The organism is Flavobacterium sp. T50_26 (assembly GCF_057652995.1).
In genome coordinates, this window is sequence record NZ_JBYFCC010000007.1 from 48887 (window position 1) to 66148 (window position 17262).

Consider the following 17262-nt stretch of genomic DNA (forward strand, 5'->3'; position numbering starts at 1 on the left):
TAAAAGTCAAATATAGTAAATTAAAGATGTTGATTTTTTAATTAGAATTTCTTTAACAATAAAAAAAGACAGTCCGAATAAATTACTTATCCAGACTGTCTTCCCTTATTAAAACCAATTCTAATTGTAGGTTAAAGCATTTTGCTTAATTTTTTCTAGCTTTTTTCGCATTTCTTTAGCAGTAAATATTTGTGGATATATTTTTTTATGTTTCTCAATGTGTTTTTCAGGATTGTCTTCGTTTACCAAACCATTTATAATTTCATAATTTTTGTTGAATAATGAGTAGCCTCTGTAATCATCTGGAATTGTTTTTTCTCGAACCCATTCGCCACTTTTTTTAAAGACATATTCTTTGTTTTTTGTGTCAAAGTAGGCTTGCAGATTAGGATAAAAATGATAACGAATTGAGTCTAAAGGAACAGAAATTTGATTATATTCTTCAAGATTATAAACAGCAGAATAAGACTGACTTAATAAAAAATTTGTTGGAAATAGTAGAAAAGTTATTAATAATAAACATACCGTTTTCATGATTTATTAGTTAAAAAATTAATAAAATCGTGTGTGGTATTTTTTTAAGTTATCAATTAGAATAATTATAGTGTAAAAGTAATGAAAATAAAAATACAAATATGTTAAAATTAGGTATAATTTGTAATTAAAATGTTAAAAAACATGATTTATTCATACAGAACAGTTTTAGGCTTATTGATTTCAAAATCTAAATAACCAAAATCACTGCTTTTAAATGTGTTTGATTTAAAGATGTTTTCTCCTTGATTTGGAATCCGAGGATAATAAGCAATAGAAATTTGAAATGAATTAAAAACTAAATAATCATTTGTAATAATAGCACCAAAACCGATTTTTGAATAGCCTGAACTTCCATTGAAATTTATTTTTGAATCTGCTAAAAAGGCTAAAGAATAATTAAAAAATGGACTAAAACGAAATCCTGCCCATTGCCAAGGTGAATAACTCTGAGTTTGAAATGAAAATAGCATTTTTCTGGTTCCAAGAAATTTAGGGTCATTAAATCCATTGATACCGTTAGATTCGTTTATAGAAATTCTATCGCCGGGAGAGTCCAAGCGATGACTTCCAATGATAATATCGCTCTTAAAAAATTGCCGAACTTTCCATTTTCCCATTTCAACTAATGGAGTAAAATAATTTATTTGAAAAGCAAAAGCACTTTGTTGATTTTTTTTATCTTTAAAAAAACTTCCATATTCATAGTTAGTACTAAAATAGCCCCATTTGAAATAGTTACCAAAAGTTGCTTTTGCCCCAAAATAGAGCCTGTTTTCAAAATTTTTATGCTGCATACCTCCGGTAATACCGTAATATTTTCCGATAGGAATATCTTCTGCAATGGCAAAGTTAAAAACATACTCATCTTGAACGAAATTTCGAGACGAAACTCCTATTCCGGCAAGCCAAAATGATTCATTTGAATAGAAGTTAATAGGATCAAAATCAGATGATATGTCTTCTAAATAATTTACTTTTAAGTACCTTAAAGTAGTTACCAAACTCGTGTTTCGTTGTATTTTAAGTTCATCATTTTTAAGTATAAACGAATGACCTACCCATAAATCAATTGTATTGTTTTTAAACGTTTGAAGCGAATAATCTAGCTCAAGATTAGGCAAACTGTCTCTTCTTAATCGATTTTCTAAGAAAACTCCACCAGCCCATCGGGTAAGAGGCGAGAAGAATCTTCGCTCCATTCGAATGCTTTTAGAATAATTGCTTTCTAAATCAATTTGGTAGTTTAAATCGGTTTGAACGTAGGAGTTTCTTATGTTTGGAATAACATATCGTGTAGAAAAGGCTCTTCTTTTATCGTCCAATTCATGTTGATATCGATTATCCCATAAATGGCCGGAACCTAAAAAATTTCGTTCTAAAAGTTCGTAGGTCGCTTTTGATGGAGTTAAATTTGCATTTGGAATTAAGCTCCAAGAATCTAGAACAGTAATAGTAATATCTACACTATCAGCGTTTTTTCCGGTTAATTCTGAATTAATATTTACGCGTCTCACAAAACGTTGACTTCGAATTAAACGTTCAGATTCTTTTATAATTAAACTATCATAAGGCTGGTGCTTTTTTAGTAAAAGTATGTTTCTAATAGCAAAATTTCTGCTTTTCATATGAATTGCGTTTCCTGCTTTTTCGGTAAATCTTTTCGGTTTTTTTAGGGTATCAATTTCAGAATAACCAAACGGATCAAGTGTTTTAATCTTAATGTTTCGAATTATTTTATTTTCGTAAACAGAATGTTTTTTTGCTAATGATTGAACATTTTTTGGTTTGGCAGGTTTAACACTCGTAGATCTAAATACCAGCTTGTGTACGAATTTTGTAAATTTATTTTTTTTGGAATAATTTTCAATTTTGTTATAACCGTTTATTGCAGAATCAGTTTTAGTTTTATTTTCTTGGGAATAGGAAATAAAACACAAACAAAGTAAAAGAAACGATAATAGATACTTCTGAGTCATAGCTTAATGATTCGAAGATAACGCAAAAATAGTTATAGTGTTATCAACAAAATGTTAATCTGTAAACTCTTGCTCTTCAACAGGAAATTTTAATACAGTTACGCCTTTTTGTAGTAGTAAACTATTTGGATAGGTAATTAACTCTCCCTCTTTGGTTTTCAGGTAAGTATGAAATCCACGAATATCTTCAATTTCGGCTTCTATTGGAAAATCTTTATCGTGAATTCTAATGGTATCCCCAATTTTAAAAGGAGCAGAAAAGAATAAAATAATACCGGATGTAACGTTGCTCAAAATTGACCATTGAGCAAACATTGCTACGCCAATAACAGCAAATAAAGAAGAAAAAACTAAAATTACATTTTGCGGCTTAACCCCCCAAATTATAAAAATGGCAATAATTGAAACAGATCCTAAAAGAATATTGAAATATTTTATAATCAAATTTGAGCGGTGTTCTAAAGTTTGACTCACTTTGGCAAACCTACGTACGATTTTTGCCGTGATGATTCTAGAAATAAAATAGATCAACAAAACTATTCCTGTTGCAATTTCTTCTTTGATATAAAGTTTTAAAAATTCCATTTCACATTATTTTATAAAATTCATTAGTTTTTGATAAACCAGATGCATGGGCATCCCAACAACATTAGTATATGAACCTTCAATTCTACTGATGCCAACGTAGCCAATCCACTCTTGAATAGCATAACTTCCGGCTTTATCAAATGGCTTGTAATTGGTTAAATAATAGCGAATTGCTTTATCAGAAAGTTCAAGAAAAGTTACTTTGGTGACTTCATGAAATATTTCGGTTTTAGAATTTGTTTTAAAACAAACAGATGTAATTACTTCATGCGTAGAATTCGACAACGATTTTAACATTCTAAAAGCATCTTCTTCGTCTTTCGGTTTACCTAAACATTGATTCTTGTGCCAAACGATGGTGTCGCTGGTGACTAAAATTTCGTTTGGTTTTAGTTCTCCATCAAATGCTTTGGCTTTCAATTCAGCTAAATAGTTTGTGATTTCTTCTGCTTGAAGATGTTGTGGATAGATTTCCTCAACTTCTTTTAAACGAATTTCAAAATCGATGTCTAAATCCTTAAAAAACTGTTGTCTTCGTGGCGAACCGGATGCTAAGATTATTCTATATGATTTAAGTTTTTCTCTAAGCATTTGTATTGATTTTGATGTTATATGTAATCACAGCAATCGACAAAATTCCGAAGAAAATAACCCATTTTAAAACAATGCTCAAATGACGAAAATCTTTACTTGTTTTAGCATTCCAACTCTTTATCCATACGTATAAAATTGGTCCGAGCACTAAAATAAGAACATATAAAACAGCATAATACAAATCAAAACTCATCAAATGCTTATTAACATACCAAAAAATTACTGAAATAGGTATCAACAATAAACCAAATATAATTTTAGCAGTTCTATTAACACCCAAAACAATCGGAAGAGTCTGCATTCCTTGGTTATAATCACCTTTAGTATCTTCAGTATCTTTAATTATTTCTCGAATAAAATTCAATACAAAAGCAAAAATGGCATAATCGGTAAGAATTTTAAATAGTAAACCCATTTTGTCACGATTGCCATCATACGTTGCTGGATACAAATCGAAAACACCAATAATTAAAACACTTAATCCAAGAATAAAAGCCACTAAAAGATTACCCAATAGTAACATTTTTTTTAGTGTTGTGGCGTAAAAATACAAGCAAGCAGCAATAAAAATAAAGACAGTAGCAAAACTTGGTTTATCAATTAAATTAGAGAGATAAAAACCAATCGCAACACCAACAATATTTAAACCTACGTAGATATTATAAGCTCTTGATTCTGAAATGGCTTTTCCAACAATTACTTTTTCAGGGCGATTGATGGTATCAGTTTCCTGGTCAAAAATATCATTAATTACATAACCTGCAGCAGCCAATAAAACAGTTGACAAAACCAATAGAAAATACTGCCAATCTGCTAATGCTAAATAGCCATCTTGTTGTTTTAAAAATCCGTAACGAAAAATTAATTGCATTAATGCAAGTAGGAGTAGGTTTTTGTAGCGTATTAATTTTAGATAAATCATCTTGTTTGTTCAATTATTTTTTTTATAAAATTTTAGTCGCTTTTTTGCCTGCTTTGCAGGAGATTCCTCTTTTCGACTGCGTCATCTTTCGGAATGACAAAAAGTATCGCTTTTTGCCTGCTTCGCTGGAGATTTCTATTTCGACTTCGTCATCTTTCGGAATGACAAAAAGCGTTGTGCAACTTACAACTCGCAACCCGCAACTTGCAACCTGCAACAGCTAATCATGCTTCCCATCATAATACAAATGCCATTTCCCTTGCACTTTCATCACTTGTTCAATGACTTCACGAACGGCACCTTTCCCACCGTTTTTATGTGAAATGTATTTTGAAATCGCTTTAATTTCCGGACTCGAATCTTGCGGACAAGTAGGTAATCCAACCAATTTCATCACATGATAATCGGGAATATCGTCGCCCATATACAAAACATGTGCAGGATTTATGTCGTAAATTTCACAGTATTCTTTGAATGTTTCCACTTTATCAGGTGATCCTAAATAAATGTCTGAAATGCCGAGGTTTTTCAAACGTATTCGAACGCCTTCGTTACTTCCGCCGGAAATAATACAAACATAATAACCGCTTTCAACAGCAGCTTTTAAAGCAAAACCATCTCGAATATTCATAATTCGAAGCATTTCGCCGGTAGGTGTAATGTGAACAGAACTATCCGTAAGAACGCCATCTACATCAAAAATGAAGGTGGTTATTTCATTCATTAATTCTTTATAGCTTTTTGCCATCGTCAATAATTAATTTAGTTAGAAGTTTATAAATTTCTTTTTGATTTTCATCAGACAAAAAATTCAAATGGGTATTGATTGTTTCGCTATCATTCCTTTTGGCTGGTCCGGTTTGAGCATTTTCAGGTGATAAATGGATGATTTTTTGAGCCGTTTCAATAATCAAAGGCTTCAATAATTCAAATGAAAGTTGATTTTCTTCACAAATTTCATTTCCGATTTTATACAAATGATTGACAAAATTACACACAAAAACAGCCGCCACATGCAATGCTTTTCGTTGTTCAGATGAAATAGATTGTACAACTGATGAAATAGTTTTAGCAACAGTTTCAATTGTTTTAAAATCTTTCTCGTTTTCCGCTTCCAAACATATCGGAATTTCTTTGAAATTAACTGGTTTATTTTTAGTAAATGTTTGTAATAGATAAAAAACACCCCGACGATTTTTTGAATCTAAAATTTCCATCGGCATACTACCGGATGTATGAACAACTAATCTATTTTCAAATGGAAGTTTTGTCGAAACATCAGCAATCGCATTATCCGAAACGGCAATTAGGTATAAATCCGCATCTTTAATTTCCTCATATTCAGAAACAATTTTATCCGAAGAAATCAAATGTGAAACACTTTCTTTTTGCCGCGAAAAAACTTGAATCAGCTCAATTTCATTACTTTGCAAAAAAGCTGTAATCAAATGTTGAGCTACATTTCCCGAACCGATAATAACGATTGAAACCATGCGTCAAAAATAATAAAAACACAGCCGATTTCCGATTAAAATTAATAAGAATAAAAGACTGATTAAACTTCCCTTAAAAATTATATAAAAATAGATAAGATTCTTTCTTTTATAAGTATTTTTGTGCTTTCAAAAATTACCCTTCTCAAAATGGACAAAAAAATACTTTCCTTCCTTTTTTCCACACGTTTAATGGCTTTTTTATTTATTGCTTTTGCGGCAGCGATGGCAGTTGGAACCTTTATCGAAAATGATTATAATACAGATACAGCCAGAATTTGGGTGTATAATGCTTGGTGGTTTGAAGTAATTATGGTGTTTTTTGTCATCAATTTTATTGGAAATATCAAACGGTATCAACTTTGGAAAAAAGAAAAATGGGCGACTTTATTACTGCATTTTTCATTTATCTTCATTTTAGTGGGAGCTTTTATTACACGATACATCAGTTTTGAAGGAATGATGCCAATCCGCGAAGGTGCTTCAGAAAAACGATTTTATTCGGATAAAACGTATCTCACCGTTTTCACAGATGGCGATTACAAAGGCGAAACTAAGCGAAAAACAATCGAAAAACCGCTAATTTTATCGCAAGCAGCTAATAATAGTTTTACGATTAACGATAAGTTTGATGCGAAACCATACACCATTCGCTATAAAAATTTTATTATGAACGCTACCGAAAGCATCAAACCGGATGAAAGTGGCGAAACGTTTTTAAAATTAGTCGAATCGAGTGGAGGAACTCGGCACGAACATCATTTAAAAGAAGGCGAAGTACAAAGCTTACACGGAATTCTTTTTGCCTACAACAAAGAAACAGACGGAGCAATTAACATCATTCAAGATGGAGATTCCTTTTTTATCAAATCTACTTTTGGTGGCGATTTTATGCGAATGGCCGATCAAATGAAAGGATTGGTTGTCAAAGATTCGTTACAACCGCTGATGTTCCGTTCGTTGTACAATATTGCAGGAGCTCAATTTGTTTTGCCAGACGCACCAGTGAAAGGTAAAAAGGAATTCGTTTCCAATAACAATTGGAAGGATATGTCAACTGATGATGCATTGATTGTAGAAGTTGAAGCCAACGGCGAAACAAAAGAAGTAACGTTAGTGGGTTCTAAAGGAAAACAAGGCGTTCCGCAAACCGTTTCAATGGGCGATTTGGATATTACTTTGATGTTTGGTAGTAAAATTTACGAATTGCCATTCAGCATTCAATTAAATGATTTTATTGCGAAGCGATATCCCGGAACTATCAATAGCTATTCCGCTTTTGAAAGTAAAGTGACCGTTTTAGATGGCGATAAAAAGCAAGATGCTCATATTTTTATGAACAATATTTTGGATTATAAAGGCTATCGATTTTTTCAAGCTCAATTTGATCAAGATGAAAAAGGAACAATTCTTTCGGTAAATCACGATTTCTGGGGAACTTGGATCACATACATCGGTTATTTTTTACTTTACATTGCGATGATGGCGATTTTATTTGATAAAAATACTCGTTTCAACGATATTAAAGTGAAGTTGGAAAAAGTGAAGAAAAAGAAATCCGCCTTATTGTCTCTTTCATTTCTACTTTTTTCGTTGGTGGGATTTTCTCAAAATGCTGAGGAGAATCACAATCATCAACGACCTTCATTAGCTGAAGTTGAGAAGTTTCTTGAAACCACTATGCCAAAACCCGAACACGCAGCAAAATTTGGTCGTTTAGTGATTCAAGATGCGGGTGGAAGAATGAAACCGGTGAATACTTTTTCGTCGGAATTACTACGTAAAGTTAGCAAAAGCGACAAGTACAAAGGATATACTTCCGATCAGGTTTTTTTATCGATGTCGCAAACACCAAACGCTTGGTTTGAAGTGCCATTAGTGTTTTTAAATCGAGGAAATGACAGTATTCGAAATGTTTTAGGTATTGAAAAAGATGCCAAATATGCTCCATTCATTAGTTTTTTTGACGAAAAAGGAAATTACAAATTAAGTCCATTTTTAGACGAAGCATACAAAGCAGCCATTCCTAATAAATTTCAAAGTGATTTTATTGAAGTAGATAAAAAAGTAGTGTTATTAAATTCGGCTTTAAGCGGAAGCATTCTCAAAATTTTTCCGGTTCCAAATGATGATAACAACAAGTGGATTTCTTATCTGGAATTGGATGAATACCAAGATACTGAGCTTGCCAACCTAAAAAATATTCTTCCGGCTTACATGCAAATTTTAGGAGAGGCAAGTAAAACGCAAGATTATAAAATGGCTGATGACATCATCGGCGGAATGGAGAAATTTCAAATTAAATACGGCAGCGAAGTTCGTCCATCTGATAAAAGAATTGATTCGGAAATCCTATACAACAAATATGATATTTTCAAAAATTTGTATTATTTGTATATGTTGGCTGGTGTTTTGATGTTGATTTTTACGGTAATTCAAATTGTTAAATCATCCAAATTCATCAATTATACGGTTAATGCTTTTCATATTCTAATCGGTTTTTTCTTTGTCTTACATACATTAGGTCTAATTGCACGTTGGTACATCTCCGGTCACGCACCGTGGAGTGATGCCTACGAAAGTATGATTTATGTGGCATGGGCTACGATGTTTTTCGGATTGGCATTTGACAGAAAATCGAAATTAACCGTTGCTTCGGGAGCCTTCGTAGCTTCAATGATTTTGATGATTGCTCATTGGAGTTGGATGGATCCTTCGATTGCTAACTTACAACCGGTTCTAAATTCATATTGGTTGATGATTCACGTGGCAGTAATTGTAGGTAGTTACGGACCATTAACATTAGGAATGATTCTTGGAATTGTGTCGCTTTTATTGATTTTGTTAACCAATGAAAAGAACAAAGAGCGAATGAAACTAAGCATTCAAGAAATTACATACATCAACGAAATGGCGTTAACCATCGGTTTGGTAATGCTAACGATTGGGAACTTTTTAGGCGGTCAATGGGCGAATGAAAGTTGGGGTCGCTACTGGGGTTGGGATCCAAAAGAAACCTGGGCTTTAATAAGTATTATGATTTATGCGTTTGTGATTCATGCCCGATTTGTGCCTTCGTTAAGGGGAACTTGGGTGTTTAACCTGATGAGTATTTTCGCTTTCTATTCGATTATGATGACGTATTTTGGTGTGAATTTCTACCTAACCGGATTGCATTCGTATGCCAGTGGAGATAAAGTGGTAACGCCAAGTTTTGTGTATATTTCTGCGATTATGATAACATTGTTAGGTATTGCATCTTACTTTAAATATAAAAAGTATTATAAAAAATAGTTTAGTAATCATTTGTGATTTGTTTAGGATGTTAATAAATCAGAAAACTTTAAATTTGAAATAAATTCAAAATTATGAAATCATCTTTTTTAATCATTTTTTCTTTTTTCATGTTGATGAGCTGCCAAAATCAAGCTCAAACAAAAAAGGAAAATTCAACAACACAAACCACCATGAAACAATCAATTTATACATTCAAAGTTGAAGATTTGGAAGGAAAAGAATTTGATTTTGCTTCCTTGAAAGGAAAAAAAATCATGGTAGTAAATACCGCTTCCAAATGTGGATTAACACCTCAATACAAAGATCTTCAAGCATTGTATGAAGAATATAAAGACAAAGGATTGGTAATTATCGGTTTTCCGGCCAATGATTTTATGAAGCAAGAACCGGGAAGCAATGAAGAAATCGGTGCTTTCTGCCAAAAGAATTATGGCGTTACTTTCCCGATGATGAGTAAAATTTCAGTAAAAGGAAAAGAAATGCATCCGCTATATCAATTTTTAACCCAAAAAGCACAGAATGGCTTGCAGGACAGTGATGTAGAATGGAACTTTCAAAAATATTTGCTGAATGAAAAGGGCGAATTAGAAAAAGTAATTAGTCCGCGAACAAGTCCAAAAGACAAAGAAATATTAGATTGGTTGGCGAGCTAATTTTAAGACATAAACTAATTTTTTAAAACCATTAAGGTAGTAAGTTACATTAAGAATTTAAACTTAATGACCCTTACTACCTTAATGGTTTAAAATTAAAAAATCTTATAGTTTAAAAACTTACAACATCCGCTGCATAAAAACAGAATCCAACCAACGATTAAACTTGAAACCGGATTCTTTTATAATTCCCACATTTTTAAAACCATATTTTTCGTGAAAGAGAATACTTTCGGTGTTTTCTGCATCAATCACACCAATCATCGTGTGTAAACCTTGCTTTTTGGCTAAATCAATTAACGATTGAAGCAATTTTCCGCCCACGCCTTTTCCTTTAAAATCCTTGGAAACATAAACAGAATGTTCTACCGTAAACCGATATGCATCGCGAAAGCGAAATTCGCCATACATGCCAAATCCGGCAATTTTTCCATCGATTTCAGCTACAATAACGGGAAAGTTTTTGGCGGTTTTATCGTTTAATAAATCATTTTGCTTGGCTAAGCTTCTAGGTTCATAGTCATACAAAGAAGTAGAATGCAAAATGTTATCGTTAATGATGTCCAAAATGCTTGGTACATCTGCTTCGGAATACGGTCGGATTTGAATTGTCATTTGTTGAAAAGTATGTTCAAATATAACAAAACTTTAATCGTTGTAACAAGCTTTTTTCAATGTTAAAATAATAACTTTGTTTGTTGCTTCATGATTTTTTTGTTGCAATTAATTTTGATCAAAAAGAAATGATTTATCCCAAAATAGCGTTAGCCCAAAGCATCATTGAAATTTGTCATGCCAAAGGAATTCAACACATTGTGATTGCTCCGGGTTCAAGAAATGCTCCCTTAACCATAGGCTTTACGGCCAATCCGTATTTCACTTGCTACAGTATTGCAGATGAACGTTGTGCCGCTTTTTTTGCAATGGGAATTGCTCAACAAATTGGCAAACCTGTTGTTGTTGTTTGCACCTCGGGTTCGGCTGTTTTGAATTTTTATCCGGCTGTTGCCGAAGCGTTTTACAGCATGATTCCGTTAGTAATTATTTCTGCCGACCGACCAAAAGCAATGGTGGATATTGGCGACGGACAAACCATTCGACAGGAAAATGTACTGGCAAATCATACACATTTTAATGCCAATTTAACCGAAATTGCTTCGGAAGAAAATGATTTTTTAATCAATGAAGCATTTAATAAAGCATTTTCAAAATCAGGACCTACGCATATTAATGCTCCGTTTGAAGAGCCTTTGTATGAAACGATAACTGTTCCAACGGTGGATACGATGATTTCTACTTTTGGAAAAGTATATAAAACCATTCCATTTGAAGATGTAATTGCTTCAACCAACATTTGGAATACAGCTCGAAAAAAATTAGTGCTTGTAGGAACACTTGATCCGAATGAAATTGATGCAACAATCATCAATCATTTGGCCAATGATCCTTCTGTTTTGGTGATGACGGAAACAACTTCCAATTTGCGTCATGAATCGTTTTTAAACAATATAGATTCGATTATCACTCCTTTTTCCATCGAAGATTTTGAAGATTTTCAACCGGATATTGTGCTCACATTTGGTGGAATGATTGTGTCGAAACGCATCAAATCATTCTTGCGAAATTATCCGCCAACGCATCATTGGCACGCAGATAGACATAGGGCTTACAATACATTTGGTAGTTTAACGTATCATTTTGAGGCTAATGCAAGTGATTTCTTCAACCAATTTTTACCATATACAAAGTATATTGAAAGCAATTACCGCGATTTAGGATTGCGAATTAAATCCTTGCGAAAAGAAAAACACGCGGCCTACATGGCTAATCTTCCGTTTTGTGATTTTAAAGCGTTTGAACAAATTGTGAATCAACTGCCGGAAAATCTTTTGTTGCAAGTAGGAAATAGTTCCTCTATTCGCTATATGCAATTGTTTGATTTACCAAAATCGGCGGAGGTTTTTTGTAATCGAGGAACTAGTGGAATTGATGGAAGTACATCAACCGCCATTGGAGCTGCTTTGGCTTCAGAAAAAGATACGTTGTTAATTACAGGCGATGTGAGTTTCTTTTACGATAGTAATGCGTTGTGGAACAATTATATCCCAAAAAACTTTAAAATTATCATCATCAATAATGGAGGAGGGGGCATCTTCCGCATTTTGCCCGGACACGAAGAAAACGAAACGTTTCACACTTTCTTTGAAACGGCTCATTGTTTGACAGCTGAACAATTGGCAACCATGTATCGTTTTGGATATCGAAAAGCGAGTACGGTGGAAACGTTGGAGAAGCAACTTTCTGACTTTTTTGCTGAAACAGAAGTACCGCAGATTCTGGAAATCTTTACACCTACGTATGAAAATGATAAGTTGTTGAAAGATTATTTCAAGAAGTTGGTTTAATTTTCTTTATTGGTCTCGGTTAAGTAGTTTTTTCATCTTCCACAAATTCTAAAATATCACCGGGTTGGCAATCTAATGCTTTGCAAATGGCTTCGAGGGTGCTAAATCGGACTGCTTTTGCCTTTCCGGTTTTTAAGATGGAGAGGTTAGACAAGGTTAAATCGACTCGGGTGGAAAGTTCGTTTAACGACATTTTCCGTTTGGCCATCATGACATCAAGGTTTACAATTATTGCCATGACTTAAATGGTTAAATCGTTTTCTGTTTGGATTTCTACGCCTCGTGAAAACAGTGTTGCAATAACGTAAATTACTGCCGCCATTAAGATGAAAGCTTCACTGTCTACCCAAAACCCTTGTAACGCATCTATGTTAAAACCATCAATAATCAATCCTTCTGCTACTTTTTTTGCGATGTGACTAAACAAACCGATGGAAAGTGTAATGTAACTCATCGTACTGATTTGTTTAGCAACGTACTGATTAAATGGTTTTTCTATGTCTAATTTGTGTTGGAGCATAACTACAACATAGAAGAGATAAGCTTTTAATAGTGCAATGGACAAAATAAACCCATACATTCCAAAAAAAGCGAGTTGGCTTTGCGAATACATCTCGGTTAAGTCTACTTTTTGATAAAGGTTCGGAATGAATTCGGGTCTGTAGAGACTAAAAAAGAAGTTGACAAGCAAACCTCCTGCTTCGATACTCAAGCCTACAAAAATGATCCAAGCAATAATATGTAGACCTGTGAAAATGATGTTCTTTCTTTTTGACATAACGGTTTTGATTTAAAGTTATGCCGTAAAAGTAATAAATATTTATTGATAAACAATAAAAATATACTTTTTTTCAATGTATTTTTCCTTGAGGTACTGAAGTGGTTTTTGTTTGTGATACTTTTTTTCTGGTTGGTAGATTTACTTTCCTTGTTCTTTCTTAATATAATTGGCAACGTCAATCATGGTGGCCACCCAGATGTCGTTTTGTTTTTGATGGAGGTAGTCGAGAACTTTTTGGTGTTCGGCAGTTTCTACATTCAAGGCGTGTTCGCCACCGACACCGTGAAAAATAAATACGATGAAGGAGCCTGCTTTTTCGGCGGCTTCAATTTCTGCAATCATGTGTTGGGCGGTGGTGCTGATTTCTACAAAACCATTGATGTTGTTTAAATCTACTTCTTTGGCAGTGGGATAGGTGGGCGTGGCTCCTCGTGCTCCCACAAAGTCATTCTCCAGACCGTTGTAATAGGGCTTGCCGTTAATGTTTAGGTCTACGCAAGGGTAGGCAAAGGTGCGTTCGGTTTTGCCGTCGATGGCGGTGAGAAAGGTGTTGGTCATTTTGATTTCGTGCACGGCTCTTTCAATTGTGTAACGGGAAAGATCGGCTTCGGGGTGCACCCATTCACGGTTGGGTAAGGTGCCGTCGCAGGGATGATTGAGGGTGTGATTGCCCAGTTCGTGACCGTTTTTGGCAATGGTTCGCCATTCTTCTAACCGATTGGCGACAACGGGTGCAGAGGCAATGAGGTAGAAAGTTCCTTTGAAACCATAGGCATCTAAAGCGGGAACCACATTATCAAGGTGTACGTTTAACGCATCGTCATAAGTGAGAACAACTGCACATTTTTTGCCGTTCCAAGGGCGGGTGGTTTGAGCCATTGATGCTGTGTTTGCAACTATAACGGTGAGTAGAACGAAAGGAGCTATGGGTTTCATGGTTTTATTTTTGTTTGAGTTGATGATTTTTGGTTTGGGTAAGCAAGTTATAAAAAATATGGTTTGGTTTGTTTGATTTGCTCCTATTATACATAATGTTTTTCATACATTACTCATACACTATCCGTACTTAGGATAGGGGGATGGTATGAAAGAAAAGGCGAGGTGTGGTTTTGGTTTTTTTTCTCACAGAAAACACAGAAAACACCGAATGTATGAAAGCAGAATTGGTTATGTTGAAAAAGTTATGGTTTGCATGGAAGAAAGCGGATAGCATTTGCTTGAAAATTGCCAAAGACACCTACTTAAAAACTATTTGACATTTTGGATAAACCAATACGTAAAATTTGTATTTTTGTAAGAACGCCATTTTTACGCTACATCATCACTTGGATTTGTAAGTGAACAGGCGTAGTACTTTACCAAAAATTTTGGTAGTTTACTAAGACCAAATGTTTATTTTTTTTATATTTTTATACCATGAACACAGCAGAAAAAACAGGCCACATTGGGCGAAAAATAAGTAAGATTAGGGAACTACGCGGCATGAAGCAAGAAGCGTTGGCTTTTGCTATTGGCGTGAGCCAGCAAACTATTTCTAATATTGAAAATAGTGAAAGTATTGACGATGATAAGTTACAAGAAATTGCAAAAGCATTAGGCGTTTCACAAGAAGCAATAAAGAATTTTTCTGAGGAAAACGTGATTAATTACTTTAATTTTTATGATAATAGTTCTAGTCAAGGCAACAATATTGGAGCATTTGGTGTTACAAACTGTACTTTCAATCCGCTAGAAAAAGTGATTGAACTTTATGATGAAAAGGAGAAATTGTTTGAACGGTTGTTGCAAGCGGAAAAAGATAAGGTTGCTTATTTGGAGCGGTTGATGGCTAAATAAAATATTAATAAGATTGTAGGTTTTGTTTTAAATTTTACTGGAACTGCATAACTATTATTATTTTAGGAGATTGCCATACTAAGGGATTTGTGCGGTAGCTTGGTTATGTATTTTTTTGAGGACGGTTTTTTTGAGGAGCGGCGTTTGTCATAAAAAACTATTTTTTGCAATGCTTTTGTTTCAACAAACTAACCTCATCGCCATACTTTTCTGTGAAACCCAATTGCAATGCAGTTTCTATGTCCTTGCAAGCATTTTCTAGTTCATTGAGAGTGATGTATATCAAGGCTCTGTTTCTAAAGGCATACGAATTTTCAGGCCAGAGTTTAATGGATTGATTCACGTCTTTCATTGCTTCTTTTGGCAATCCGAGTTGTAGTTTAGAATAGCCTCTGTTGTTATAGGGAAGTGGCGATTCGGGTTCATCTTTTATAATCTTACTGAAAATTTTTTCTGCTTCTTGGTGGTTGCCTTTTTGTTGGTAAATAAATCCCAAGTTGTTCCATATATTATTTAGCCCCGGGTTAATTTCAACGGCTTTAGTGTAGTAGAACAACGCTTTTTCTAAGTCTTTGTTGTTTGAATGGATAGTTCCTAAAATAGCAGCGGTAGAATAATTTGTAGTATCCAGTTCAAGTGATTTTTTAAAGTTGTGAGTGGCACTTATTTTTAGTTCTCTTTTCATATCAATAATACCCAATGTGTAATATATTGCACTTTTAATAGAATCATTGGCCGTTGCAGAAAGATATCTTGTAAACGAATTTGACGAGTTTGCCAAATCGTCTAGTTTTAATTCTAAAATACCTTTTAATAAGAAGAGTTCGTTTTTTTCAAAATCCTTTTCATGTATTGAATTCATTATATCCAGAGCTTCCTTGTTTTTTTCTTCTTCAATTAAAACTTCAACTATTTTAATCTTTTGGTAGGCTTCTTTTGAAATTAAAGTACTATCAATGTCTGAATTAATTTCAAATTCTTGCATTGGATTAATTTCAAGCGGGTTATCGCTTTTTACAAAACTTTGCTCTTTTTTTATTTTTTGAGCAAATAAAATAGTACTGCTGAAGAGAGATATGAAGAGAATAAGGATAAAATGTTTCATTTTTATGATTGGCTGATGAAGTAAATTTTTTGTGAAGTCTATAATGAAATCCAAAAATACAAATTAAAAAGCTTACAAAAATTGTTAGATTGTAAGTGGTTTAAGTTTTTTTACTTGATACGTTTCTTTTTATTCAGTAGTCAATTGTTGTAACAAATCTTTCAATTCAGAATAGGGTGCGGATGTTTCACTTTCCCACTCTTTTTTATTGATTATTCTAAGTTTGACAGCTTCTACGCTTTGTGGTTTATTGTTTTCCAGAATAGTATAAAGTAGCGGTTGGTCCATATAATCGGTTGGGTCGTAATACATCCACACGTTAATTAGTAATTCGAATTCATTTGGGTTGGTTACTTTTTCAATGGATTTAAGACTTTTAGTCATCAGTTCCTTGTTACCTTTTGAATCGGTTGATTCTTGGTGTTTTACATAGTCATCAAAAATAACTTGTATGGTAGAAATAGCCTCTTTATTGGGAGACATAGTATTTTTAGCTTGACTGCAACTCATTAAAGTAATAATGATTAATGCCAATAGAAATTTAGAATTTTTCATTGTTAATGGTTCTAATAAATTATTTCATCGATGGATTTTTCTCAAACCAGTCAACAATGGCGGGCATATTTCGTTCGAATCCGCGGGGATGAAGAAATTGAGGAACCAGTTTGTTTGTCACTTTGGTTTTTAAAGTCGTGGGTGGTTTTGGCGGGAATGCGGATGAAGGTTCCTTTGGTTGCTTCAATCCACTCGGTGCCGATGAGGAGTGAGGCGGTGCCTTCGAGAACGTAGAACACTTCGTCGTTGTCTTCGTGGTGATGTGCACCGGGACCGTTGGAATTGGGTTCGAGCCACCACTCGGAAATGCTGTATTGGTTGTTGGTTTCGTTTTCGTCGGCTTTAAAAATGGCGGTCATCGTACCACAGTTGTAGGTTCTTCCTTCTCCGGCTTTCAGGATGATGCTGTCTTGGTGATTGTTTGGATGTTGCATGGTTTAGTTGTCTATTGTTAGTTGTCTGTTGGTTTAGGCCTTCCAAGGGTTACTATTTAATGTTCTTTCATATTCCAAAAAAACTG

18 protein-coding genes are annotated in these 17262 nt (G+C 34.0%); 4 read left to right on the forward strand and 14 right to left on the reverse strand.

Features of this window, described 5'->3' with window-relative positions:
- Positions 1-120: 120 nt before the first annotated feature.
- From AC23MC_RS05635 to AC23MC_RS05665, 7 genes are all read right to left on the reverse strand, one after another.
- Positions 121-534, reverse strand: coding sequence for a hypothetical protein (locus AC23MC_RS05635; RefSeq protein WP_487567434.1), 414 nt, complete (start codon positions 532-534; stop codon positions 121-123).
- A gap of 149 nt (positions 535-683) precedes the next feature.
- Positions 684-2513, reverse strand: coding sequence for a hypothetical protein (locus AC23MC_RS05640; RefSeq protein ID WP_487567435.1), 1830 nt, complete (start codon positions 2511-2513; stop codon positions 684-686).
- 54 nt (positions 2514-2567) lie between these two features.
- Positions 2568-3098, reverse strand: a complete 531-nt coding sequence (locus AC23MC_RS05645) for a mechanosensitive ion channel domain-containing protein (protein WP_487567436.1) — start codon at positions 3096-3098, stop codon at positions 2568-2570.
- Positions 3099-3104: 6 nt separating this feature from the next.
- Entirely contained in the window at positions 3105-3692 is a 588-nt protein-coding gene (locus AC23MC_RS05650) for a Maf-like protein (RefSeq protein WP_487567437.1), read from the reverse strand.
- Positions 3685-4566, reverse strand: a complete 882-nt coding sequence (locus tag AC23MC_RS05655) for a geranylgeranylglycerol-phosphate geranylgeranyltransferase (protein ID WP_487567438.1) — start codon at positions 4564-4566, stop codon at positions 3685-3687. The genes AC23MC_RS05650 and AC23MC_RS05655 overlap by 8 nt, the downstream gene beginning before the upstream one ends.
- A gap of 271 nt (positions 4567-4837) precedes the next feature.
- A complete protein-coding gene (locus AC23MC_RS05660; RefSeq protein WP_487567439.1) occupies positions 4838-5365 on the reverse strand; it encodes a KdsC family phosphatase in 528 nt (175 codons plus the stop codon).
- Entirely contained in the window at positions 5349-6110 is a 762-nt protein-coding gene (locus tag AC23MC_RS05665; RefSeq protein WP_487567440.1) for a Rossmann-like and DUF2520 domain-containing protein, read from the reverse strand. The genes AC23MC_RS05660 and AC23MC_RS05665 overlap by 17 nt, the downstream gene beginning before the upstream one ends.
- A 150-nt stretch (positions 6111-6260) precedes the next feature.
- On the opposite strand from AC23MC_RS05665, the gene AC23MC_RS05670 reads away from it, so the two are divergent.
- The gene (locus AC23MC_RS05670; RefSeq protein WP_487567441.1) at positions 6261-9404 is read left to right on the forward strand and encodes a cytochrome c biogenesis protein; all 3144 of its coding nucleotides are present in this window, start codon (positions 6261-6263) and stop codon (positions 9402-9404) included.
- Between the two features lie 74 nt (positions 9405-9478).
- Positions 9479-10060 (forward strand): glutathione peroxidase, encoded by a 582-nt coding sequence (locus AC23MC_RS05675; RefSeq protein ID WP_487567442.1) that lies wholly within the window; start codon positions 9479-9481, stop codon positions 10058-10060.
- Between the two features lie 120 nt (positions 10061-10180).
- On the opposite strand, the gene AC23MC_RS05680 is transcribed toward AC23MC_RS05675, so the two are convergent.
- A complete protein-coding gene (locus AC23MC_RS05680) occupies positions 10181-10675 on the reverse strand; it encodes an N-acetyltransferase family protein (RefSeq protein WP_487567443.1) in 495 nt (164 codons plus the stop codon).
- Positions 10676-10803: 128 nt separating this feature from the next.
- Here AC23MC_RS05680 and menD point away from each other — a divergent pair, with 128 nt between their 5' ends.
- Positions 10804-12465: a 2-succinyl-5-enolpyruvyl-6-hydroxy-3-cyclohexene-1-carboxylic-acid synthase gene (gene menD / locus AC23MC_RS05685; protein WP_487567444.1), complete on the forward strand. Its 1662-nt coding sequence runs from the start codon at positions 10804-10806 to the stop codon at positions 12463-12465.
- A 19-nt stretch (positions 12466-12484) separates the two neighbouring features.
- Here menD and AC23MC_RS05690 read toward each other — a convergent pair whose 3' ends face one another.
- The 3 genes from AC23MC_RS05690 to AC23MC_RS05700 form a co-directional block, all read right to left on the reverse strand.
- Positions 12485-12703 carry a helix-turn-helix domain-containing protein gene (locus AC23MC_RS05690; RefSeq protein WP_487567445.1) on the reverse strand — a complete coding sequence of 73 codons (219 nt, stop codon included), beginning with the start codon at positions 12701-12703 and terminating at the stop codon, positions 12485-12487.
- Between the two features lie 3 nt (positions 12704-12706).
- The gene (locus AC23MC_RS05695; RefSeq protein ID WP_487567446.1) at positions 12707-13243 is read right to left on the reverse strand and encodes a DUF2975 domain-containing protein; all 537 of its coding nucleotides are present in this window, start codon (positions 13241-13243) and stop codon (positions 12707-12709) included.
- Between the two features lie 141 nt (positions 13244-13384).
- The gene (locus AC23MC_RS05700) at positions 13385-14125 is read right to left on the reverse strand and encodes a polysaccharide deacetylase family protein (protein WP_487567447.1); all 741 of its coding nucleotides are present in this window, start codon (positions 14123-14125) and stop codon (positions 13385-13387) included.
- A 537-nt stretch (positions 14126-14662) separates the two neighbouring features.
- On the opposite strand from AC23MC_RS05700, the gene AC23MC_RS05705 reads away from it, so the two are divergent.
- On the forward strand, positions 14663-15082 hold the full coding sequence (locus tag AC23MC_RS05705) for a helix-turn-helix domain-containing protein (protein WP_487567448.1): 420 nt from the start codon (positions 14663-14665) through the stop codon (positions 15080-15082).
- 157 nt (positions 15083-15239) lie between these two features.
- Here the strand turns inward: AC23MC_RS05705 and AC23MC_RS05710 are convergent, their stop codons facing one another.
- From AC23MC_RS05710 to AC23MC_RS05720, 3 genes are all read right to left on the reverse strand, one after another.
- Positions 15240-16187, reverse strand: coding sequence for a tetratricopeptide repeat protein (locus tag AC23MC_RS05710; protein WP_487567449.1), 948 nt, complete (start codon positions 16185-16187; stop codon positions 15240-15242).
- Positions 16188-16316: 129 nt separating this feature from the next.
- Positions 16317-16742: a hypothetical protein gene (locus tag AC23MC_RS05715; RefSeq protein ID WP_487567450.1), complete on the reverse strand. Its 426-nt coding sequence runs from the start codon at positions 16740-16742 to the stop codon at positions 16317-16319.
- Between the two features lie 50 nt (positions 16743-16792).
- Positions 16793-17176, reverse strand: a complete 384-nt coding sequence (locus AC23MC_RS05720) for a cupin domain-containing protein (RefSeq protein WP_487567451.1) — start codon at positions 17174-17176, stop codon at positions 16793-16795.
- Positions 17177-17262 lie beyond the last annotated feature (86 nt).